The 21176-nt window shown below is 46.5% G+C and carries 20 protein-coding genes; 9 read left to right on the top strand and 11 right to left on the bottom strand.

The window, feature by feature from the left end; genetic code table 11:
• The first annotated feature begins 202 nt into the window (after window positions 1-202).
• The 3 genes from BHV73_RS10575 to BHV73_RS10565 are packed head-to-tail and all read left to right on the top strand — an operon-like array spanning window position 203 to window position 4227.
• Window positions 203-2125, top strand: coding sequence for a DNA topoisomerase IV subunit B (locus tag BHV73_RS10575; RefSeq protein WP_087412265.1), 1923 nt, complete (start codon window positions 203-205; stop codon window positions 2123-2125).
• Window positions 2122-2595: a pantetheine-phosphate adenylyltransferase gene (gene coaD, locus BHV73_RS10570; RefSeq protein ID WP_009122098.1), complete on the top strand. Its 474-nt coding sequence runs from the start codon at window positions 2122-2124 to the stop codon at window positions 2593-2595. Before BHV73_RS10575 ends, coaD begins: the two co-directional genes overlap by 4 nt.
• Window positions 2596-2613: 18 nt before the next feature.
• Complete coding sequence (locus BHV73_RS10565) at window positions 2614-4227, top strand: S41 family peptidase (protein ID WP_087412157.1); 1614 nt, start codon at window positions 2614-2616, stop codon at window positions 4225-4227.
• 8 nt (window positions 4228-4235) lie between these two features.
• On the opposite strand, the gene BHV73_RS10560 is transcribed toward BHV73_RS10565, so the two are convergent.
• Window positions 4236-4838, bottom strand: a complete 603-nt coding sequence (locus tag BHV73_RS10560) for a phosphatase PAP2 family protein (RefSeq protein WP_009122096.1) — start codon at window positions 4836-4838, stop codon at window positions 4236-4238.
• A 113-nt stretch (window positions 4839-4951) separates the two neighbouring features.
• Between BHV73_RS10560 and BHV73_RS10555 the strand changes: the two genes are divergently transcribed.
• From BHV73_RS10555 to BHV73_RS10540, 4 genes are all read left to right on the top strand, one after another.
• Complete coding sequence (locus BHV73_RS10555; protein WP_162609556.1) at window positions 4952-5854, top strand: helix-turn-helix domain-containing protein; 903 nt, start codon at window positions 4952-4954, stop codon at window positions 5852-5854.
• A gap of 112 nt (window positions 5855-5966) precedes the next feature.
• Window positions 5967-6671, top strand: a complete 705-nt coding sequence (locus BHV73_RS10550) for a fumarate reductase (protein ID WP_039950777.1) — start codon at window positions 5967-5969, stop codon at window positions 6669-6671.
• A gap of 35 nt (window positions 6672-6706) precedes the next feature.
• Window positions 6707-8653 carry a fumarate reductase/succinate dehydrogenase flavoprotein subunit gene (locus BHV73_RS10545; RefSeq protein WP_009122093.1) on the top strand — a complete coding sequence of 649 codons (1947 nt, stop codon included), beginning with the start codon at window positions 6707-6709 and terminating at the stop codon, window positions 8651-8653.
• A gap of 19 nt (window positions 8654-8672) precedes the next feature.
• Window positions 8673-9428 carry a succinate dehydrogenase/fumarate reductase iron-sulfur subunit gene (locus tag BHV73_RS10540; protein WP_004291708.1) on the top strand — a complete coding sequence of 252 codons (756 nt, stop codon included), beginning with the start codon at window positions 8673-8675 and terminating at the stop codon, window positions 9426-9428.
• A gap of 117 nt (window positions 9429-9545) precedes the next feature.
• Here BHV73_RS10540 and BHV73_RS10535 read toward each other — a convergent pair whose 3' ends face one another.
• The gene (locus BHV73_RS10535) at window positions 9546-10436 is read right to left on the bottom strand and encodes a helix-turn-helix transcriptional regulator (protein ID WP_009122092.1); all 891 of its coding nucleotides are present in this window, start codon (window positions 10434-10436) and stop codon (window positions 9546-9548) included.
• Between BHV73_RS10535 and BHV73_RS10530 the strand changes: the two genes are divergently transcribed.
• Window positions 10363-10596, top strand: coding sequence for a hypothetical protein (locus BHV73_RS10530; protein WP_162609548.1), 234 nt, complete (start codon window positions 10363-10365; stop codon window positions 10594-10596). The two genes, BHV73_RS10535 and BHV73_RS10530, sit on opposite strands and share 74 nt — an antisense overlap.
• Here BHV73_RS10530 and BHV73_RS10525 read toward each other — a convergent pair.
• The 6 genes from BHV73_RS10525 to BHV73_RS10500 form a co-directional block, all read right to left on the bottom strand.
• Window positions 10583-11563 (bottom strand): fimbrillin family protein, encoded by a 981-nt coding sequence (locus BHV73_RS10525; protein ID WP_259310443.1) that lies wholly within the window; start codon window positions 11561-11563, stop codon window positions 10583-10585. The genes BHV73_RS10530 and BHV73_RS10525 overlap by 14 nt on opposite strands.
• Window positions 11564-11606: 43 nt before the next feature.
• A complete protein-coding gene (locus BHV73_RS10520; RefSeq protein ID WP_118045346.1) occupies window positions 11607-12572 on the bottom strand; it encodes a DUF5119 domain-containing protein in 966 nt (321 codons plus the stop codon).
• Window positions 12569-13534 (bottom strand): DUF3575 domain-containing protein, encoded by a 966-nt coding sequence (locus tag BHV73_RS10515; RefSeq protein ID WP_118045348.1) that lies wholly within the window; start codon window positions 13532-13534, stop codon window positions 12569-12571. The genes BHV73_RS10520 and BHV73_RS10515 overlap by 4 nt, the downstream gene beginning before the upstream one ends.
• A gap of 406 nt (window positions 13535-13940) precedes the next feature.
• Window positions 13941-15059: a DNA-processing protein DprA gene (gene dprA, locus BHV73_RS10510; RefSeq protein ID WP_118045350.1), complete on the bottom strand. Its 1119-nt coding sequence runs from the start codon at window positions 15057-15059 to the stop codon at window positions 13941-13943.
• On the bottom strand, window positions 15052-15459 hold the full coding sequence (locus tag BHV73_RS10505) for an acyl-CoA thioesterase (protein ID WP_009122085.1): 408 nt from the start codon (window positions 15457-15459) through the stop codon (window positions 15052-15054). Before BHV73_RS10505 ends, dprA begins: the two co-directional genes overlap by 8 nt.
• 44 nt (window positions 15460-15503) lie before the next feature.
• Window positions 15504-16790, bottom strand: coding sequence for a peptidase U32 family protein (locus BHV73_RS10500; protein WP_118045352.1), 1287 nt, complete (start codon window positions 16788-16790; stop codon window positions 15504-15506).
• Window positions 16791-16875: 85 nt separating this feature from the next.
• On the opposite strand from BHV73_RS10500, the gene dusB reads away from it, so the two are divergent.
• Complete coding sequence (dusB, locus tag BHV73_RS10495) at window positions 16876-17853, top strand: tRNA dihydrouridine synthase DusB (protein ID WP_118045355.1); 978 nt, start codon at window positions 16876-16878, stop codon at window positions 17851-17853.
• Between the two features lie 290 nt (window positions 17854-18143).
• Here the strand turns inward: dusB and BHV73_RS10490 are convergent, their stop codons facing one another.
• The 3 genes from BHV73_RS10490 to BHV73_RS10480 are packed head-to-tail and all read right to left on the bottom strand — an operon-like array spanning window position 18144 to window position 21066.
• The gene (locus tag BHV73_RS10490; protein WP_118045358.1) at window positions 18144-19109 is read right to left on the bottom strand and encodes a phosphatase PAP2 family protein; all 966 of its coding nucleotides are present in this window, start codon (window positions 19107-19109) and stop codon (window positions 18144-18146) included.
• Window positions 19100-20107, bottom strand: coding sequence for an NAD-dependent epimerase/dehydratase family protein (locus BHV73_RS10485; protein WP_022218671.1), 1008 nt, complete (start codon window positions 20105-20107; stop codon window positions 19100-19102). Before BHV73_RS10485 ends, BHV73_RS10490 begins: the two co-directional genes overlap by 10 nt.
• Window positions 20108-20151: 44 nt before the next feature.
• Entirely contained in the window at window positions 20152-21066 is a 915-nt protein-coding gene (locus BHV73_RS10480) for a cation diffusion facilitator family transporter (protein WP_181993139.1), read from the bottom strand.
• Between the last annotated feature and the right edge of the window lie 110 nt (window positions 21067-21176).

Genomic DNA, 21176 nt, shown 5'->3' with positions numbered 1-21176 from the left:
CGGATGTGGACTAATTAATGAAAAAGGTTCAAAAACTAACAGCAGCCCATAAAAAGTACCCTTTTCAACCGAACTTTTCCCTATTAAATATCCGGTAAACCGAGAAAAGTTTCAGGACATATATTTGTTTACATAGGTGTTTTATATTGATTTTCTTATTAACTTTGCGAAATATCAGTGCTTACAATACAAGATGTTTTCTATGGAAGATAATAATATGACTTTGCCATTGGAAGGTTCCGCCGATTACGAGGAAAAGACAACCGGTGCAAATACCGGTAACAGTGAGGTTGAATACAATGAAGATAATATTCGCCATTTGGACGACATGGAGCACATTCGTGTCCGTTCTGGTATGTACATAGGCCGTCTTGGCGACGGTTCGCAAAACGATGACGGTATTTACGTATTGCTGAAAGAAGTGATGGACAACAGCATCGATGAATTCAAAATGGGAGCCGGCAAACGTATTGAAGTCAATATAGAAGAAAATCTCCGCGTAAGTGTACGTGACTACGGACGGGGTATTCCGCAAGGAAAGCTGGTGGAAGCTGTCAGCAAGCTGAATACCGGCGGTAAATACGATAGTAAGGCCTTCAAAAAGAGTGTCGGTCTGAACGGTGTCGGCATCAAAGCCGTCAACGCGCTCAGCAGCCGTTTCGAGGTACGCAGCTATCGTGACGGGAAAGTACGTGCGGCAATTTTCGAGAAAGGTGTGCTGCAAAGCGATATCACACAGGACAGTACGGAAGAAAACGGTACTTACATCTTCTTTGAACCGGACAATACCCTCTTCCTCAATTACTCTTTTCAGAACCAGTTTGTAGAAACGCTGCTACGCAATTATACTTATCTTAATACAGGACTGACTTTCATCTACAACGGACAACGAATTATCTCCCGTCATGGTCTGGAGGACCTCCTGAAAGATAATATGACCAGTGAGGGACTTTATGACATCGTCCACCTGAAAGGAGAAGACATCGAAATAGCCTTTACACATACCAATCAGTATGGAGAAGAATATTATTCTTTCGTAAATGGACAGCACACCACACAGGGCGGTACGCATCAAACGGCTTTAAAGGAGCATATTGCCCGTACCATCAAAGAGTTCTTTAATAAGAACCAGGATTATGCCGACATCCGTAACGGATTGGTAGCCGCCATTGCCATTGACGTGGAGGAGCCGATGTTCGAGAGCCAGACCAAAACGAAGTTAGGTTCTAACAATATGTGGCCTGAAGGCCCTACTGTAAACAAATATGTGGGCGACTTCATCAAAACGGAAGTGGACAATTATCTCCACAAAAACCCGTTGGTATCCGAGGTCATGTTGCAAAAGATACAGGATTCCGAAAAAGAGCGTAAGGCTATTGCCGGAGTTACCAAGTTAGCCCGCGAACGAGCTAAGAAGGCCAATCTGCATAACCGCAAGTTACGCGACTGCCGCTTCCACCTGAGTGATGGAAAAGGTAAAGACCAAGAGGCCGAATCATGTATCTTCATCACCGAGGGTGATTCCGCCAGCGGTTCTATCACCAAAAGTCGCGATGTAAACACGCAAGCGGTATTCAGCCTACGCGGTAAACCTCTCAACTCCTACGGACTGACCAAAAAAGTGGTGTATGAAAACGAAGAGTTCAACCTGTTGCAAGCCGCGCTGAACATCGAAGACGGCATCGAAGGATTGCGCTACAACAAAGTGATTGTTGCCACCGATGCCGATGTAGACGGTATGCACATCCGCTTGCTTATCATCACGTTCTTCCTGCAGTTCTTCCCCGACCTGATAAAGAAAGGACACGTATATATTTTGCAGACCCCGCTATTCCGTGTACGCAACAAGAAGAAAACAAACTATTGCTACACAGAGGACGAACGGGTGAAAGCGATTGAAGAGTTAGGCCCGAATCCTGAAATAACCCGATTCAAAGGTTTGGGAGAGATTTCACCGGATGAGTTCAAACATTTCATCGGTAAAGATATGCGTTTGGAACAGGTATCATTACGTAAAACAGACTTAGTAAAAGAGTTATTGGAGTTTTACATGGGAAAAAACACCATGGAACGGCAAAACTTTATCATCGACAACTTGGTTATAGAAGAAGATTTAGCATCATGAGAAGAGCAATCTTTCCGGGTACATTCGACCCGTTTACCATCGGGCACTCCTCGGTAGTGCGCCGCGCGCTGACTTTCATAGACGAAATCGTCATAGGAATAGGTATCAACGAGAATAAGAATACGCATTTCCCTATCGAGAAGCGCGAAAAGATGATACGGGATTACTATCGGGACGAACCGCGCATCAAAGTACAATCATACGACTGCCTGACCATCGACTTCGCCAAGGAAGTGGATGCCAATCTGATTATACGCGGAATACGTACGGTAAAGGACTTCGAGTACGAAGAAACCATTGCCGATATAAATCGCAAACTGACAGGTATTGAAACCATCCTGCTCTTTACGGAGCCGGAGTTGACCTGCGTAAGTTCGACCACCGTACGCGAACTGTTGCAATTCGGAAAAGATATAAGCATGTTCCTGCCGGAAGGAATGGAAATGAGTGATGAAATGATTAGTGATTAGTGGTGAGTGATAAGGATAATGAAGAAAATTTTTACTATTATATTATGTATATGTGCCGTAACGGTACAGGCTCAGAAAATGGGTAACGAGGCTCTTCGTAAGTTGCAAATGGCAGAGTTTGCCATAGCCAACCTCTACGTGGACTCCGTTGATGAGAATAAATTGGTGGAAGAGGCTATCATTAAGATGCTGGCGCAACTCGATCCGCACTCTACCTACAATGATGCCGAAGAAGTAAAGAAAATGAATGAACCTCTGCAAGGTAACTTCGAAGGTATCGGCGTACAGTTCCAAATGATAGAAGATACGCTGCTTGTGGTGCAACCCGTTAGCAACGGCCCCTCGGAGAAAGTGGGTATTCTTGCCGGTGACCGTATTATAGCCGTTAACGATTCCGCTATTGCCGGAGTGAAAATGCACACGGAAGATATTATGAGCCGACTGCGTGGAGAAAAAGGTTCGGAAGTTAAGTTGACAATCGTACGCCGCGGAGTAAATGAGCCTCTGTTCTTCACTGTGAAGCGGGATAAGATACCTATTCTCAGTCTGGATGCCGCATATATGATACAACCCCGGACAGGTTATATCCGTATCAACCGCTTTGGAGCAACTACTGCCGAGGAATTTCTTAAAGCCTTAAAAGAGTTGCAGAAAAAGGGAATGCAAGACCTGATACTTGATTTACAAGGAAATGGCGGTGGTTATCTGAATGCCGCTATTGACCTCGCCAATGAATTCCTGCAACAAAAAGACCTTATTGTCTATACCGAAGGCAGGGCTGCACGCCGCAGTAACTTCTATGCAAAAGGAAATGGGAAATTTAAAGACGGCCGCCTCATCGTTTTAGTGGATGAATATTCCGCATCCGCCAGTGAAATCGTAACCGGAGCCATTCAAGATTGGGACAGAGGAGTGATTGTAGGCCGCCGCACTTTCGGCAAAGGATTGGTGCAACGTCCTATCGACCTGCCGGACGGCTCTATGATACGCCTGACCATTGCCCGTTACTATACTCCTTCCGGCCGCTGCATACAAAAGCCTTATGACAAGACTGCCAACTTGGACGGTACACTCAACGGAGAGAACAATCAGGAAAAGTATAATCAGGAATTGATAGACCGTTTTAATCATGGCGAATTAATGCATGCCGACAGCATACATTTCCCCGACTCCCTGAAATATCAGACAAAGAAATTAGCGCGTACCGTTTATGGCGGCGGCGGTATCATGCCCGACTTTTTCGTACCGATAGATACGACTCAATACACTGATTACCACCGGAACCTTGTAGCTAAAGGCGTAGTTATCAAGACAACGATGAAGTTTATAGAAAAGAATCGAAAAGAATTGCAGAACAAATACAAAAAGTTCGAGACATTCAATGATAAGTTCGAAATCAGCGATGAAGTATTGGCAAATATGCGTTCCCTTGCAGACCAGGAAAAGATTAAGTTCAATGAAAAGCAATATCAAAAGTCCCTGCCGCTCATCAAAACCCAATTAAAAGCCCTAATCGCCCGTGACCTATGGGATATGAACGAATACTTCCAAATAATGAATACCACGAACAACAGCGTACTGCAAGCTTTGAAAGTTCTAAATAAAGGAGCGTATGAGAAAGTGGTAAGGTAATCACCTTATCATTTTCCAAACAACCATTGATTCAGCCAGCGGTTTACGTAGATATTCACAATCGCACAACCCGCGCCGATAGCCGCACCGGCCAATACATCCGATGGATAATGTACGCCCTCATTCATACGGGACACTCCGACGGAGCAGGCCCACAAAGCGGAAGGAGCTATCACATACCATTTGGGATATTTTATACATAAAGAAGTGGCTAGAGCGAAAGCCGACGCAGTATGTCCCGATGGGAATGAAGGACTACTTTCATAACTATACGGATGTACCCTATCCGGGTAACGGTCATACGGACGTTCGCGGTCAACAAGATATTTCATGCCATATGTCACTACAAATGCACCCGCCACACTTGTTCCGACATATACAGCATCCTTCAATAAATCCTTATCCTTTTTAGCCCATGCCGTCAGCGCCATCGCTACCGGAACACCAATGGCTACATAGGGCTCCGAACGTGAAATAAATTTATTATAATTACGGACAAATTTATTATCCCAACTATTAACTCGATGTAATGTATTTATATCCCAATTCTGCGCAGAGAGATTTGATACAACAAAGGAAACAAAAAATACAAAAAAAATGGTTCTTTTCATAAAACCTGCCTATTAGTTTGACGCAAAGATAGCCGAAATCCTTAGAGTATTCGCAAAATTATCTTATCTTTGTTGCCACAATTTACATATTAATACAATTCACATATCTATTCATGACGTTAAATAGTTGTTGCTCTCGGCAAATTGATTGTGCGCTATGTCCTAAAACATCTCAAGGAGCATTGATATATAGCCAATATCCCAAGGGACAGCATTTCTCTGCCGAAAAGTGTACGCAAAACTGTATAATATTCATGTTGAAGGGTGAATTGCTTGTGAATAGTGAAGAATATCCCGGCACTACTTTACAAACCCGCCAATGTATTTTACAGGCTATCGGCTCTAAGGTAGAACTACTGGCGCTGACTGATGTTGAATATCTTATCTATTGGTTCACGGAACTTCCTCTCCTTTGCGAAGAACGCTACAAAGAAATACTTGAAACAGCGCATGCCCCACTAACCTATACTCCTCTGACAGTCATTCCCAAATTGGAAAGATTACTTGACGATTTAACAGAATATTTCAAGGAACAACCGGCGACATGCAGCAAGTATCTCGACATTAAATGTCAGGAAATAATTTATATCCTGAGTTGCTACTATCCGATTCAGCAAATCTCCACTTTCTTTTATCCAATCAGTACGTATACGGAAAGTTTCCACTATTTCGTCATGCAAAACTACGATAAAGTAAAAAATGTAGAAGAGTTTGCCCACCTTGGCGGATATACCACAACCACTTTCCGGCGGTTATTCAAGAATATGTATGGCGTACCTGTATACGAATGGATTCTGGATAAGAAACGTGAAGGCATCTTAAACGACCTGCAATATACCAAACAGCGTATTTCTGCAATCAGTACCCGCTATGGATTCGATTCATTATCACACTTCGCCCACTTCTGTAAAGACTCTTTTGGCGACACTCCCCGTGCCTTGCGCAAACGTGCCGCCAACGGTGAAACCATCACTATTATCTGTAAAGAACACAACAAAGAGCAAGAGGACGAGTAAAACGGCCTGCTTGCCCGTCAGCTTCATTGTCCACCGATTACGGAATTATTTCTTTAATTCCTTGTTTAATCAAGGTATTTCCTCTATTTTTGCGAGAAATTAGTAAAACTGTATGTGGTTAAGTAATTCATCTGTAGGAAGGAAAGTGGTGATGAGCGTTACCGGTATCGCCCTTGTCCTGTTTCTGACATTTCACATGGCGATGAACCTTGTTGCATTGGTTTCGGCCAACGGCTACAACATGGTTTGTGAGTTCCTGGGAGCAAACTGGTATGCATTGGTAGCTACCGCGGGTTTAGCTGCTTTGTTCATCATCCACATCATTTACGCTTTCTGGCTGACTATGCAGAACCGCAAAGCACGTGGTAACGAACGTTATGCCGTAGTAGACAAACCTAAAACCGTGGAATGGGCTTCTCAAAACATGCTTGTACTGGGTATCATCGTAATTGTAGGTCTCGGTCTGCACTTGGTAAACTTTTGGGCTAAAATGCAGCTCCCCGAGTTAATGCACAACATGGGTATGCATGCCGACACACTTACTTTGGCTTATGCGGCCAACGGTGTTTATCACATCCAGAACACCTTCTCTAATCCGGTATTCGTAGTGCTTTACCTCATTTGGCTGGGTGCATTGTGGTTCCACCTGACTCACGGTTTCTGGAGCTCCATGCAGTCTTTGGGCTGGAACAACAAAGTATGGATCAACCGTTGGAAATGCATCTCCAACATCTATTCCACTATCGTTGTTGTATGCTTCGCTCTGGTAGTTGTCGTATTCTTCATCAAATCAATGATGTGTAGCGGCGCTTGCTAATAAATTATTGTAAATGATTAAATTGTAATAGCATTATGACTAAGATAGATTCTAAAATACCGGAAGGACCGGTAGCTGAGAAATGGACTAACTATAAAGCTCACCAAAAATTAGTGAACCCTGCCAACAAACGCCGTTTGGACATCATCGTAGTGGGAACCGGACTTGCCGGCGCTTCTGCTGCCGCTTCTCTCGGTGAAATGGGTTTCAGAGTATTCAATTTCTGCATTCAAGACTCTCCGCGCCGCGCACACTCTATCGCTGCGCAAGGCGGTATCAATGCTGCAAAGAATTATCAAAACGACGGTGACTCCGTTTACCGTTTGTTCTACGATACTGTAAAGGGTGGTGATTACCGTGCCCGCGAAGCAAACGTTTACCGTTTGGCTGAAGTATCAAACGCCATCATCGACCAATGCGTTGCGCAAGGCGTTCCTTTCGCCCGCGAATACGGCGGTCTGCTCGACAACCGTTCTTTCGGTGGAGCACAGGTTTCACGTACATTCTACGCTAAAGGCCAGACAGGCCAGCAGTTGTTGTTGGGTGCATACTCCGCATTGAGCCGTCAGGTAAACGTAGGTACTGTAAAACTGTTTACCCGCTATGAAATGCAGGACGTTGTACTCGTTGAAGGACGCGCCCGCGGTATCATCGCAAAGAACCTCGTAACCGGTAAGCTGGAACGCTTCGCCGCTCATGCGGTGGTTATCGCTACCGGCGGTTACGGAAACGCATACTTCCTCTCTACCAACGCCATGACCTGTAACTGTACGGCAGCTATATCCTGCTACCGCAAGGGTGCGTGGATGGCTAACCCTGCTTACGTACAGATTCACCCGACTTGTATTCCTGTACACGGTGACAAACAGTCTAAACTGACTTTGATGTCCGAATCACTGCGTAACGACGGTCGCATCTGGGTTCCGAAGAAACTGGAAGATGCCAAGAAACTGCAAGAAGGCACTCTGCAAGGAAAAGACATCCCCGAAGAAGACCGCGACTACTACTTGGAACGCCGTTATCCGGCATTCGGTAACCTCGTTCCGCGCGATGTTGCCAGCCGTGCAGCCAAAGAACGTTGCGACAAGGGCTTCGGTGTAAACAATACCGGCCTGGCCGTATTCCTCGACTTCAGCGATGCAATCAACCGTCTGGGCAAAGATGTGGTAGCTCAACGTTACGGTAACCTCTTCGATATGTACGAAGAAATCACAGACGTGAGCCCGTACGACAACCCGATGATGATTTATCCTGCCATCCACTATACAATGGGCGGTATCTGGGTTGACTACGAGCTGCAAACTTCCATCAAGGGTCTGTTCGCTATCGGTGAATGCAACTTCTCCGACCACGGTGCAAACCGCCTCGGTGCTTCTGCATTGATGCAAGGTCTGGCCGACGGTTATTTCGTATTGCCTTACACTATCCAGAACTATCTGGCCGATCAGATTACCGTTCCCCGCTTCTCTACCGACCTGCCTGAATTTGCCGCTGCTGAAAAAGCCATCCAAGACAAGATTGACTGGATGATGAACATCAAGGGTAAGAAGTCAGTAGATTCCATCCACAAGGAACTGGGTCACGTAATGTGGGAATATGTCGGTATGGGACGTACCGCCGAAGGATTGAAAGAAGGATTGAAGAAGATGAAAGAAATCCGCAAGGAATTCGAAACCAACCTCTTCATCCCGGGCGACAAAGAAGGTATGAACGTAGAACTCGACAAGGCTATCCGTCTGTATGACTTCATCACAATGGGTGAATTGGTAGCTTACGATGCCCTGAACCGTGACGAAAGCTGTGGCGGTCACTTCCGCGAAGAATACCAGACTGAGGAAGGCGAAGCTAAACGTGATGACGAAAACTTCTTCTACGTTGCTTGCTGGGAATACCAAGGCTCTGACGAAAAAGCTCCGGTATTGCTGAAAGAACCGCTGGTTTACGAAGCAATCAAGGTACAGACTCGTAACTATAAGAGCTAATCGGGAAGTTGAAAAGAAAATGGATAAAAATATATCATTTACGCTCAAGGTATGGCGCCAGAAGGGTCCGAAAGCAAAAGGCGCTTTTGAAACATACCAAATGAAAGATATTCCGGGCGACACTTCATTCCTCGAAATGCTGGATATTCTGAACGAACAGCTCATCAGTGAAGGCAAAGAACCGGTTGTATTCGACCATGACTGCCGCGAAGGTATCTGCGGTATGTGCTCTCTTTACATCAACGGACATCCGCACGGACCTGCAACAGGTGCCACCACCTGCCAGATCTATATGCGCCGCTTCAACGACGGCGATACTATCACCGTAGAGCCTTGGCGTTCTGCCGGTTTCCCGGTTATCAAAGACTTAATGGTAGACCGTACGGCATACGACAAGATTATGCAAGCCGGCGGTTACGTTAGTGTACGCACGGGCGCTCCTCAGGATGCCAACGCCATCCTGATTCCGAAGCCTATCGCCGACGAAGCTATGGATGCCGCTTCCTGTATCGGTTGCGGTGCTTGTGTAGCAGCTTGTAAGAACGGTTCCGCCATGCTGTTCGTTTCCGCCAAGGTAAGCCAGTTGAACCTGCTGCCTCAAGGTAAACCGGAAGCATTGCGTCGTGCCAAAGCCATGTTGAGCAAAATGGATGAACTCGGTTTCGGTAACTGTACAAACACTCGTGCATGTGAAGCCGAATGTCCGAAGAACATCTCTATCAGCAACATCGCACGTCTGAACCGCGACTTCATCATTGCAAAACTGAAAGACTAACCGTACTTTCTACATTTGATTAATATCACAAAGAACTCTTCTATCGGGCAACCGGTAGAGGAGTTCTTTTATTTAAGAATTAACGGAAGCAGTTTATATCCAGGCAGAAAAGCAAGTCTAAACAGAAAGAGGCTCAGAACTTTGAACCGCAGAGAGCGATGAACTCCCAGCCTCTTTCCTTAAGCTGCGAGGAGACAATCCAAAATTCTTCTTACAGAAATTAGAGAAATGAGGCAAAGATTCAAAGCCATACTTATAACAAATCTCAGAAATCGTAAAGTCCGTATGCCGAAGTTCATAAAGAATACCTTCTTTTCTCCGTTCCTGCATCCACTCATACACAGGCTGGTGGAATACAGAAGTAAATATACGGCGGAAAGTCGTAGCCGTATATCCGCCTAATTCGGCAAATTCTTCAACAGTCTTGACCTTATCATAATTCTTAAGCACAAAATACTGAAAACTATCAGTGTATTCCGATAACGAGTGCACCAACATGGAAAGTTCATAATCCGAATAGTAATGCCACAAAATGAAAGCAAGTTCTTTCTGCTTAAATTGCAGTAACTCCCTGCAAATCTTCTCCCCGGCCAAATAAGACTTCGAAGCCTCTAAGAAGAAGTTCAGTTCGGAACAGATTTTCAACGGAAAGAAGATAAGAGGTGGAACCACGTCCTTTACGATATGCCGATAGCGTCCCTCACAAAAGGACTCCGGCCGGGAAAAACGATAGCATACACACTCAACATCCGTCATAGCAAGCACCTCGTACTTCGAACCGACAGCTTGAAGAATAAATTCACCCGCATGCAATGTCACACCTGCGTATTCTTTACTATTGATAAGGGCTTCTCCCTTCAAAAGAAACATAATGATATTGTTGTCGCATCTGGGCACAATAAAGTGAAATCCCCTACTGTGAGAAGCATATAGAATGAGATTGTCCACGGCCTTGGGACATTTCAGACAGTCAGCGTTACCCGCTCCACAAGCGGAAGAGTCATACATGACAGGTAGGATGTTTGGTTTGTTTGCTTTGGCAAAAATAACCATAAACAGCCAACAAAAAAAATATTCCCCGAAAACTTTGAAAGAAGCTTTCGGGGAAAAACTAAAGTATGATGAAAATAAAACAGAACTTTTATATCAAGGTTTTATAACCCGGTGAATGTACCGGTTGCATCCGTCCATGTATCAACCTTCGGAGTAAACTTGATAGGAGTAGCGTTATTTGTCAATGTTAACGTATAACGAATGTTCTTACCCATTCCCCAGTTGCCTGTAAGGGTAACGACCTTAGTATCATTCCAGGTATATTCACTTGATTTGTCTTTCGGTGCGGCAGTGTAGGTAACATCTAAGGTCACGCCCGTTAAGTCGTCTTGAGGCATCAACATAAACAAGGCATTGCCGGAAGTCTCAAAAGCCGCAGATGCATCAGGCTCGGCAGTAGTCGGAGTAACCGATACGGGGCTGCCTGCATATTCGTATGTCACACCTGAAGCAGACGCAGCCAAATTACTCCAAGCGCCTACGGTACTGCTTCCGTCAAAAGTAAAGGTAGCCTTATCCTTCGCACCTTTAATCACCAATTTCGATACGGTATAAATAAAATCGGCGACCTCTCCTTTAATTGTGAAATTCACCTGCGTCAAAAGATGCTGGAAAGGGAGAGAAATAGCCGATTCAGACTTTACTTGGTCCATGACATTGGCGGCAACCAAATCTTCTTGGTCGGCAACGGCTTTTACCGTATAGTCAAAATTCGGATACCCCGCAGCGGTAGTAATATCCAAGGTTTGTGCCGGTGAAGTAGCGAAGAATTGTAATTTACCGGAAATCGGCCAATAGTAATTTCCGGCATATTGCCATTCCGCAGACGGTTTAGTTACTTCTACATCATCCATAAAACCTGTACTCAGCTGTACGGTCGGCCCCATTACATCTGTTGTTTTATAAGCGCTTACGGTAAACGCGCTGAAATTCTCCGTAGTAGCTACCAACGCTTTTGTTCCGGTCTTCACTACTGTTCCGAATTGAATCCGGTTTGTCGTACTTCCATTCTCAAACTCTTCATTTTCGGAGCAACTTACCATTGCTACTGCGGCTAAGGCCACCAATAAAATCTTTCTCATAACCATTTGTTTTTAGTTAATATATTAATTGCTTATCTTGTTTCTACACAATAATATCCACATTGGTTTCATCATCCCAATTGCCTATATCACCGTCAATACCGCCATTTCCATTTTCGTCCTTATCCACCTCCACCGTAATCTGTCCGTCGGGAACAGGCACTTCAATATATACTTCCCTATCAGGAGCAGGCGGTATTTCCTCCCCCTCATCGGGAGCCGCAGTCTCTATCAGGTCTTCGATATCAACCCGCACCTCTTGTACCTGTTTATCCACCTTGATAATCCTAATGGTCAGCACCACCGGGTTATCGGCACGTGTATCGGCACTTTTCGGAAGCATGAAATGCGAGAAATGTCCCCATAACACTCCATTTTTACAATCAGTCTCCACACAAACGGGAGCTTCCGCGGGTATGCACATTCTTTTACCAAGAAAATAACCGCCATTCAATCCGCTAACATGGCACACAATAGCCGAAATATTTTCCACACCATCCACTTTGATGGCAAACGAATAACTGCTTACCACTCGTTCCGGTTTCAAATTCATCACAATAGCCGTTTCACTCTTCACTATCTCCACATCATCCAACGCCACAACATAAAAATCATCCGGTGACCAAACCATATCCTCCCCGACATCCATACCAATGCACTGTTCCGTATACGCTTTGATAGTTTCGTAACTTTCATCGTTCTCTATACAGACACTTTCCGTATTATAATTGTAAACTACCACCGCATAATTGCCGGGCGGCACTTTCATTTCTCCTCCGGCAGTCGGCAGATAACCCTCTACTTTCCGTCCTTCGGTGTCTTTCGGATAAAATATTACCCGCATGGTCTTCGGCAAGTTCTCCACCGCATCCGCCCAATCCAATACTATCCGTACACCGCTGACAGGATAATCATCCAGAACCTCCCTAAAACCACATCCCGACAGCATTGTCAACAGACAGGACAGAAGCATGAGCGCACTATATCTGATACCGCCTACCACTTTCATTGTCCTGCCGTTATACGCCACACCAAAGACACTTTCGCCTTTGTAGGGCCGATGAAATGATAGTGCCCGCCATTAGTCCAGACCAAATCTCCTTTATAAGAGGTATATTTACGATACCCGGTTGCTAAACAGCCTATTCCTAAACTACACTCGATGGCAAGATGCCCGGTCAGTTGGTGCGCATATCCGTAAGTCAGCCCCGAAGCCGTATAATACCTGCCACGAATGCCATTCTCCTCTTTCAGTTGAAAGTCATATACGCCACCTTCGGTATATATACCTAAGAAATGCCCCGTCAGCCTATCACGCATCTTTCTGTCACCCAACCAATAGCGTGCTTCCATACCTCCCGAAAGAAGTTGATAGCAGAAGTCATGTCGGCTGTTCAACCACCACGGGCATTTATATTCAGTATTCAAAGACCACCTCTTTCCTATCGAAAGCTCTACCTCTATATTAGGAGCCAAAGCCAAATCGTATAATATATTATTCTTCAGAGCCACGATAACCCTACGCGATGAATCCGCTCTTCCCTCTTTCTCCATCAACACAGCCGGAACAAGCACTCCGGCATCAATATATGCCATCGGCAATATCCGCTCCGGCACCTGCATCGCAGCGACGGGAAGCTCCTCAGGCTTTATCGTATATCTGCCTATCCGTGGAAAAACAAACTGCAATAAATATGTATAGGCCTTGCCGCCGTTCAAATAGCGCAATAGTTCCGCCAATCTGTCAAAACTTCCATAATGATATCGAATCAGCATCAACACCTCTTCCTTATCCGGCACATTCTCATCGGCAATCACCCACCGATAAACCTCTCCCCACTCGCCCGGCAGCATAACCAGTTCCCGTACTGCATTACTTACAACTTTCAAAGTATCAGCCCGCGCAAACACTCTTCCCACCGGTAAAAAAAAGAGCATGATAAGAATAACTATATTGATACGGTTCACCATAACTTTGCGTTGTATAAAGCCAAAAGTAAAGCATTAAAATTAAAGAAAATATAGAAAGGCCAGTTCATTGAACACGCTGGAAGGTTCTGTGAAACGATTGGAAACTTTTTGCAACTTATGTACCCCCCGATACAGGCAAACGTTCGGAATATTCCACGAAGGGTAAAAGCAACAGGCGCCGCCTATCGGATTGTTATCATATAGTCAGTATATATACTCTATTTAAGTCAAGATGTCCAAGCGTGTACGAAAACAGTAAATATTCGTAAAAGAAAACTAAAAGAAATTCAGGAAAAGAGTAAATGTTTGGAAGATATATGAAGAAACCATACATTTGTCATGTGATTTTTTTCATAGTATTAGATTTAAGGTTAACAAAGGTTGGAGTACAGCGGTACTCCTTTTTTTATACCAATAAGTGATACATCCCTCCGACCAGCGTCTTTACCACTCCTTTCATCTCCAGTTCAAAAAGCAGCGCGCTCATACGGTTCACAGGTATATCCGCTTCTACTACAAGCGCATTGATATGCAAATCTCCTTGACGAGCCAGTATACGCACTATCGTCCCCTCTTCGTCCGTCAATTCCGGAAACAGATTGCGCTGAATACCCTCCGCCTTGGATGACGGCTCCGTACCGCCCCACCCCATTGTTTTTACAAATTCCCCGGCAGTTTGCACAAGCGCCGCCTTATTATCCCGTATCAACCGGTTACAGCCGATGGAAGCGGCATCCGTCACCCGTCCGGGTACGGCAAAGCAATCGCGATGGTAACCGTCGGCTAAATCCGCTGTAATCAAAGAACCGCCTTTAGCGGCGGATTCCACTACAATCGTCGCGTCGCACATACCTGCCACAATGCGGTTACGGCTGACGAAGTTATGCTTGCCCGGATTAGTTTCTGTGAGAAACTCGGTAAGCAAACCGCCATTTGCCAGCATATCGACAGCCGTTTTACGATGCACAAAGGGGTAAATACGGTCCAAGCCATGCGCCAGAACGGCAACAGTGGAAATATTATCGGCAAGTGCGGCACGATGCGCATGAATATCAATGCCGTAAGCAAGGCCGCTCACTATCAGAACATCGGGAAGAAGTACAGACAAATCGTGTACGAAGTCCGCACAAAACTGTTTGCCGTACTCCGTTGCACGACGCGTACCTACCATATTGATGACATGTAAACGATTAAAATCAACGTTTCCCTTGAAGAACAGGACAATCGGAGCATCCTCACACTCCCGCAGGCGGGAAGGGTAGGCCTCATCCTGCAAAGTAAGGCAGGTCAGGCGGTTCTTTTCCACAAATTCCATTTCGCGCTCGGCGCGAAGAAAAGCGGCAGGACAATCAAGAGCCGTAATGATGGAAGGATTCACACCGGGCAGGAGCTCCGGCAACTCTTTACGCCGCCCGAAAACGTCAACGGCACTGCCTATGCCGTCCATTAAACGCTTTGCCCCGATATGTCCTATACCGGGGCAAAGCGTAAGAGCTATACAGCAAAGACGTTCGTCATTATTCATGGTCGAGGTAAGGGGCAAAGACGTTGTCGAATAATTCGCTGTCGCTTAAACGTCCGTTCACCACACATACCGTTTCAACCACCGCCTTAATGGCTACCTTATTATCACTTGCCCTGAAGATATCCTGATAGAACACATACTTGATGCCTTCCTTCTTCATCGCCAGTTTCGACACGAATTCGTCACCGCTCTTCAACGGCGTTTTGAATGCCATATTGATTCGTGCCACCACCGGGTCTACTCCCTGTTCGTGAAGTGCGGCAAAGCTGACACCCGTACTCGACAAGAACTCGTGCCGCGTATGTTCCAGATAGTGCTGATAGTTGGCGTTGTTGACAATACCCTGAAGATCGCATTCATAGTCGCGTACCTTCATCTTCAGTTCATAAATATAGTCCATTATGGTATTTACTATTTAATAATTTACGATTCGCCGTTTAGGGGTCAACCGCGTTTATTCTCTATGTCCAAGCCTTTAAACCTCTTGAGCTCTTCCACGGAAACCAGTTTGTAGAGTTTGTCACTGGGACGTATTTTATCCGCTTTCATCGAGAAGTGCTGTCCTTTCTTCACGGTCTGTACGGGTTTCAAATCCACACGCGCTTCTTCCAACGTGGTAAAGACGGCTCCCGTGGTCGGTCCCGTTATCAGCAGCTTGTCCCCAACGCTGATTTCGGCAGCTTCCACCAAGAACTCCGCCACACCGATATTTGAGAAATACCGGATACCCTTGCCGACATAAATCTTACGTTCGGTAGCTGCGGAACCATAATTCCGGGTCCATTCGCCCAGGCGTTGCCCCAAGTAATAGCCATCCCAGAAGCCGCGGTTAAAGACGGTTTTCAGACGCTCATCCCAAACTACTATCTTCTCATCGGTGAACGTACCGTCCACATAAGAGCGAATAGCTTCTTTATAACATTCCACCACGGTGCGCACATACTCGGGCCCCCGGGCACGTCCCTCAATCTTAAACACACGCACGCCCGCATCCAGCATCTTGTTCATGAAATGGATGGTTTTCAGGTCTTTAGGAGACATAATATATTGGTTGTCAATATCCAGTTCCACATCCGTCTCCTTGTCGCGCACCGTATAGGAACGGCGGCACACCTGCATGCACGCTCCCCGGTTGGCAGAATGGTTCATCTCGTGCAGCGAGAGGTAGCACTTGCCCGATACCGCCATGCACAAAGCGCCATGACAGAACATCTCGATACGTATCCGTTCACCGCCCGGACCGCAGATATTCTCTTCGCAGATATGGCGGTAGATTTCCGCCACCTGTTCCAGGTTCAGCTCACGTGCCAGCACCACTACATCGGCAAACTGGGCATAGAAACGCAAAGCCTCCACATTTGAGATATTCAGCTGCGTAGACAAATGCACTTCCTGACCTATCTGCCGGGCATAGCTCATCACCGCCACATCGGCCGCAATCACCGCCGAAATACCCGCCGCTTTGGCCGCATCCACAATGGTACGCATCAGAGGAATGTCATTATCATAGATAATGGTATTCACCGTAAGATAGCTTTTCATACCGTGCTCGTCGCAGGTACGGGCTATCTCGCGCAGGTCATCTATTGTAAACGTATTCGCCGAACGGGCACGCATATTCAGATTCTCGATACCGAAATAAACAGAGTCCGCACCTGCCTGGATAGCGGCCGCCAGAGATTCGCGCGAGCCTACCGGCGCCATAATTTCAAAATCACTGATAGAGGGCATAAGTATTAATTAAGAATTAAGACTATAAACTTTGTCGCAAAGGTAGGCTTTTTTCCGTACTTTTGCAGGTAAATTCAGTTAGATTATGAAGATTAAAGATATAGACCTCGGCAAGTACCCCGTATTGCTTGCCCCCATGGAGGACGTGACCGACCCGGCTTTCCGCCTGATGTGCAAAGGTTTCGGAGCGGATATGGTATACACCGAGTTCGTGTCGAGCGACGCACTGATACGCTCCGTCAGCAAGACCGAGCAGAAACTGAACATCAGTGACGAAGAACGCCCCGTAGCCATACAGATATACGGTAAAGATACGGATACAATGGTAGAAGCGGCACGTATTGTGGAACAGGCGCGTCCGGACATACTGGACATCAACTTCGGCTGCCCCGTAAAACGTGTAGCCGGCAAAGGAGCCGGAGCGGGAATGTTGCAGAATATCCCCAAAATGCTGGAGATAACCCGTGCCGTGGCAGATGCCGTAAAGATTCCCGTCACCGTAAAAACCCGTCTCGGCTGGGATGCCGGCAACAAAATTATCGTAGATTTGGCGGAGCAACTGCAAGACTGCGGTATTGCCGCCCTTACCATTCACGGCCGTACCCGCGCCCAAATGTATACGGGCGAGGCGGACTGGACTCTGATCGGTGAGGTCAAGAACAATCCCCGTATGCATATTCCCGTCATCGGCAACGGCGATGTCACCACTCCCCAAAGAGCCAAAGAGTGCTTTGACCGCTATGGAGTGGATGCCATTATGATAGGCCGTGCCAGCTTTGGCCGTCCCTGGATATTCAAGGAAGTGAAACATTATCTGGAGACGGGCGAAGAAATGCCGCCCCTCAGCACGGAGTGGAAGCTCAATGTGCTCCGCCGGGAAGTAGAAGACAGCGTAAAACTGTTGGACGAACGGCGGGGCATCCTGCACGTGCGCCGTCACCTGGCGGCCAGCCCTTTGTTCAAAGGTATTCCCAACTTCCGGGATACACGCATCGCCATGTTGCGGGCAGAGACCAAAGAGGAGCTGTACCGTATCTTTAAAGAGATAGAGAAGTTGATATAATCCGATATTATCCCTGTAAAGCGACGCAAAGAGCCGGCTTGTTTTCTCTGACAAGCCGGCAGTCGTCCGTTACATAAACCGGCAGCAGTCAGAACGCAATTTAGTACGTTCATTTCAGCTTATATTCGTGGCTGTAATGTGTTCAAACGCGCATGTAACAAACTGTTTCCCTATGGAAAACAAACTGTTTTGACGCATGGAAACAAACTGTTCCGTACGGTGAAACAAACTGTTTCCCATAACAAAACAAACCGTTCCGTACCATGAACCGGAGAACTTTCATCCCTCTTTTACCTGAACATCGGCTGCGCAAACCACCGCTTGAACATCCGCGTTACCGCCACATAAAGAACAATGGCAGAGAAAAAGCCGACGATAGCATCAATCAGGTAATGCGCCTGAATATACACCGTAGCTCCGCACAGCAACAAATAGAAAGGAAGCAGGCAAGCAAACAGGCATCTGCTGCCCCGCCATGCCATAATCATCAGAATAGTGGACATACCGACATGGGAACTGGGGAAAGCCGCCGTTGGACGCTCTCCCACTTGTTGCGAACTCTCCACCAGATTGTAGAAAAATCCATGCTCGTATCCCGGCCCGGGCAGTAATTCCTGATTATGATTGAAATAATCGCCGATGGAAGGGAATATTCCCTGCGCCACATTATCGTTGCCGATAGCGGGAAAATAGAATTGCGGTCCTGCCACCGGTACGAAAATATAAAACAGGTAGTAGATAAAGAAAGCGGTGACTATCACGAACGATACTTTCTCAAAAAGCTCAAAACGGTAGAGGAAGTACCACACCACTACCAGAAGAATCATCGGATAATAGAAGAAGTAACCCATGTTGAACGGCTCGCTGACCCACATCTGAGGGAACCGCAAAGAAAACCATACGGCAGGCTGCCCCCCGAATATCCATTGTTCGGCCGATGCGAAAACATGGTCCAGATTGGGAAAGATACGGTTAAACTCAAATGTATCGGGATACCAGTAAGAAAGCAGCGACATCTGGATGGCTATACGGATAAAGGCGGAAAACTTGCAAGGGGCAAGCCGATAAAGATACATCAGCAGAAACGTCATGCCCGCAATCATAGCGCGGTCGGCAAGCATCTGCGCCGGATGATCCATTTCTTGGAAAAGAAACAGTATGAGAATGGAAGTCAACAGGTTATATATCAGTGTGATCTTCTCTACCGCAAAAAGCCCTTTACGGGTTTCTACTCTCTTGAATAAGTCTAAAGCCATCCTTTATCTTTATACCAGGCAATGGTCTCCTTTACTCCCCGTTCCAAATCGTATCCGGGGCTGTAACCCAGTTCCTTAACGGCCGGAGTAATGTCGCACTGCCAGTTGCGTTGTTTCATTATTCTATACTTGTCCGAATTGAGCGTACTGGTAGTGTTCCGGCGCTTCGCCCAATATTCGGCGAGCAAAGATACAACTTTCAATATAATTAACGGACATCTCAGACGAATTACAAACGGATTCCCCAATTCTTTCCGTATCAAGTCGGAAAAGGCACGGCTTTGATACACCTTGCCGTCCGCCAGAAAATAGGCGCGGCAGGATATTTGTTTCTCTATTCCCAAGAAAACGGCCTGCACAATATCCTTGACGTAGACAAACGTCAAATCCTGACGGCGGAAGCCTACGGAGAAGTCCGTGTGCTGCCGGATGGACTTTGCCATCAGGAAATAATCCTTCTCGCGCGGACCGTAGACACCCGTAGGACGATAGATGACGTAAGGGAAGCCCGGTATGCTTTGCAGATAAATCTCCGCTTTCAGTTTGCTAAGACCGTAAGCCGTATTGGGCATAGGGGTGTCTTCTCCCGTTATCGGAGTATATGTCTTTTCGCGTATCGGACCGAATACGCTCAAGGTGCTGATAAAGATAAACTGCCGGGGAATCATGTTCAGCTCACGCAACGTATCTACAAAGTATTTGGTCTGCAGATAGTTCACACGCTCGAAGTCATTCTTGTCCACGCATTTGGTGGCTCCGGCGCAATGGATAATATAATCGAACTTGCTGTAAGTCCCTTTATGACCGGAAAGTTGCGCACGCAATTCGTTGGGATGCGCAAAGTCGAGCTCAAGAAAATGTATCTTCTTATCCTGCAAATACTCCCGGCTGCTGGACGAACGAACGCCTGCCCATACGCCGAATCCCCGCCTCAACGCTTCTTCCACGATGAAACTTCCGATAAACCCGCTTGCTCCTGTTACTAAAACCGACTCCACTTTTGTTTATTACAAATTTTGATGATTACGAATTACTGCTCCCGCTATTTCACCGGCTCTACATGGATACCCACATGAGTACCTTCGCCAAACTGTTCTTTCAAGGTATTCTCAATGGCCGTCGCCGTACGGTGCGCTTCTTCCAGTGTTATTTTGCCGTCCATGCGCACGTGCACCTCTATCGCATAATGATTGCCTATGCGGCGGGTACGCAAATGATGCGGCGAACTTACTCCGGAGAAGGAAAGGATAATCCGCTGTATTTCATTTTCCACATCGGCAGGCAACGATTTCTCCAACAACTCATCCACACAAGGAATCAATAGCTTTACGGCTACCTTCATAATGAAGAAACTGACGACAACCGCAGCTATCGGGTCGAGTACCCGCCAGTGATTTCCCAAAAGAATAGCTCCGCCGATACCTATGGCTGTGCCTATGGAAGAAAGAGCGTCGCTCCGGTGATGCCACGCATTGGCCACCACTGCCCGGGAATTCAATTTCTTTCCCCGAAACACCGTATAGCGGTAGAGCGCCTCCTTAAAGGCGATGGACACCAACGCCGCTATCAATGCCAGCATTCCCGGCTCCTGCAAAGAACCGCCGTGAAGAAACCGATAGATAGATGAAGCGCCGTTCCAGAAAATTCCAAAGCCGACAAAAAGCAATACAATACCGATAATAGCGGTTGCCAAAGTCTCATATTTGCCATGTCCGTAATCGTGCCCCTCATCTTCCGGCTTGGAAGAGATGCGCACAAAGACAATGACAATGATGTCCGTAACAAAGTCCGACAGCGAGTGTACGGCATCTGCCAGCATGGCGGCGCTATGCCCCGCGATTCCCGCAAAGAACTTAAACAGAAGCAACAGGAAGTTCACCACACTCCCCACAATCGTTACGCGGTAAATACCTTTTTCCCTCGCAACCTCTTCCTTATCCACAGATCGTACTTCCATGCCCTTTCTTCTAAGTCGCTGCAAATATAGTACATAAATCTATTATGACCGGTCGTTCCCCTATAAATTTCAGTAAGACAGAAAGATTTTGAAGGCAGAGTGAACGAGTG

The sequence above is a fragment of the Bacteroides sp. 44_46 genome (assembly GCF_001915465.1).
In the GTDB taxonomy this organism is placed as follows: domain Bacteria; phylum Bacteroidota; class Bacteroidia; order Bacteroidales; family Bacteroidaceae; genus Bacteroides; species Bacteroides clarus.
This window is presented reverse-complemented; position numbering and strand designations above follow the sequence as displayed.

Bases quoted from the DNA above. Each gene is read 5' to 3' on its own strand.
- BHV73_RS10575 (WP_087412265.1), top strand. From the start codon at position 203: ATGGAAGATAATAATATGACTTTGCCATTGGAAGGTTCCGCCGATTAC.
- coaD (WP_009122098.1), top strand. From the start codon at position 2,122: ATGAGAAGAGCAATCTTTCCGGGTACATTCGACCCGTTTACCATCGGG.
- BHV73_RS10565 (WP_087412157.1), top strand. From the start codon at position 2,614: ATGAAGAAAATTTTTACTATTATATTATGTATATGTGCCGTAACGGTA.
- BHV73_RS10560 (WP_009122096.1), bottom strand. From the start codon at position 4,838: ATGAAAAGAACCATTTTTTTTGTATTTTTTGTTTCCTTTGTTGTATCA.
- BHV73_RS10555 (WP_162609556.1), top strand. From the start codon at position 4,952: ATGACGTTAAATAGTTGTTGCTCTCGGCAAATTGATTGTGCGCTATGT.
- BHV73_RS10550 (WP_039950777.1), top strand. From the start codon at position 5,967: ATGTGGTTAAGTAATTCATCTGTAGGAAGGAAAGTGGTGATGAGCGTT.
- BHV73_RS10545 (WP_009122093.1), top strand. From the start codon at position 6,707: ATGACTAAGATAGATTCTAAAATACCGGAAGGACCGGTAGCTGAGAAA.
- BHV73_RS10540 (WP_004291708.1), top strand. From the start codon at position 8,673: ATGGATAAAAATATATCATTTACGCTCAAGGTATGGCGCCAGAAGGGT.
- BHV73_RS10530 (WP_162609548.1), top strand. From the start codon at position 10,363: ATGAGATTGTCCACGGCCTTGGGACATTTCAGACAGTCAGCGTTACCC.
- BHV73_RS10535 (WP_009122092.1), bottom strand. From the start codon at position 10,436: ATGTATGACTCTTCCGCTTGTGGAGCGGGTAACGCTGACTGTCTGAAA.
- BHV73_RS10525 (WP_259310443.1), bottom strand. From the start codon at position 11,563: ATGAGAAAGATTTTATTGGTGGCCTTAGCCGCAGTAGCAATGGTAAGT.
- BHV73_RS10520 (WP_118045346.1), bottom strand. From the start codon at position 12,572: ATGAAAGTGGTAGGCGGTATCAGATATAGTGCGCTCATGCTTCTGTCC.
- BHV73_RS10515 (WP_118045348.1), bottom strand. From the start codon at position 13,534: ATGGTGAACCGTATCAATATAGTTATTCTTATCATGCTCTTTTTTTTA.
- dprA (WP_118045350.1), bottom strand. From the start codon at position 15,059: ATGAATAATGACGAACGTCTTTGCTGTATAGCTCTTACGCTTTGCCCC.
- BHV73_RS10505 (WP_009122085.1), bottom strand. From the start codon at position 15,459: ATGGACTATATTTATGAACTGAAGATGAAGGTACGCGACTATGAATGC.
- BHV73_RS10500 (WP_118045352.1), bottom strand. From the start codon at position 16,790: ATGCCCTCTATCAGTGATTTTGAAATTATGGCGCCGGTAGGCTCGCGC.
- dusB (WP_118045355.1), top strand. From the start codon at position 16,876: ATGAAGATTAAAGATATAGACCTCGGCAAGTACCCCGTATTGCTTGCC.
- BHV73_RS10490 (WP_118045358.1), bottom strand. From the start codon at position 19,109: ATGGCTTTAGACTTATTCAAGAGAGTAGAAACCCGTAAAGGGCTTTTT.
- BHV73_RS10480 (WP_181993139.1), bottom strand. From the start codon at position 21,066: ATGGAAGTACGATCTGTGGATAAGGAAGAGGTTGCGAGGGAAAAAGGT.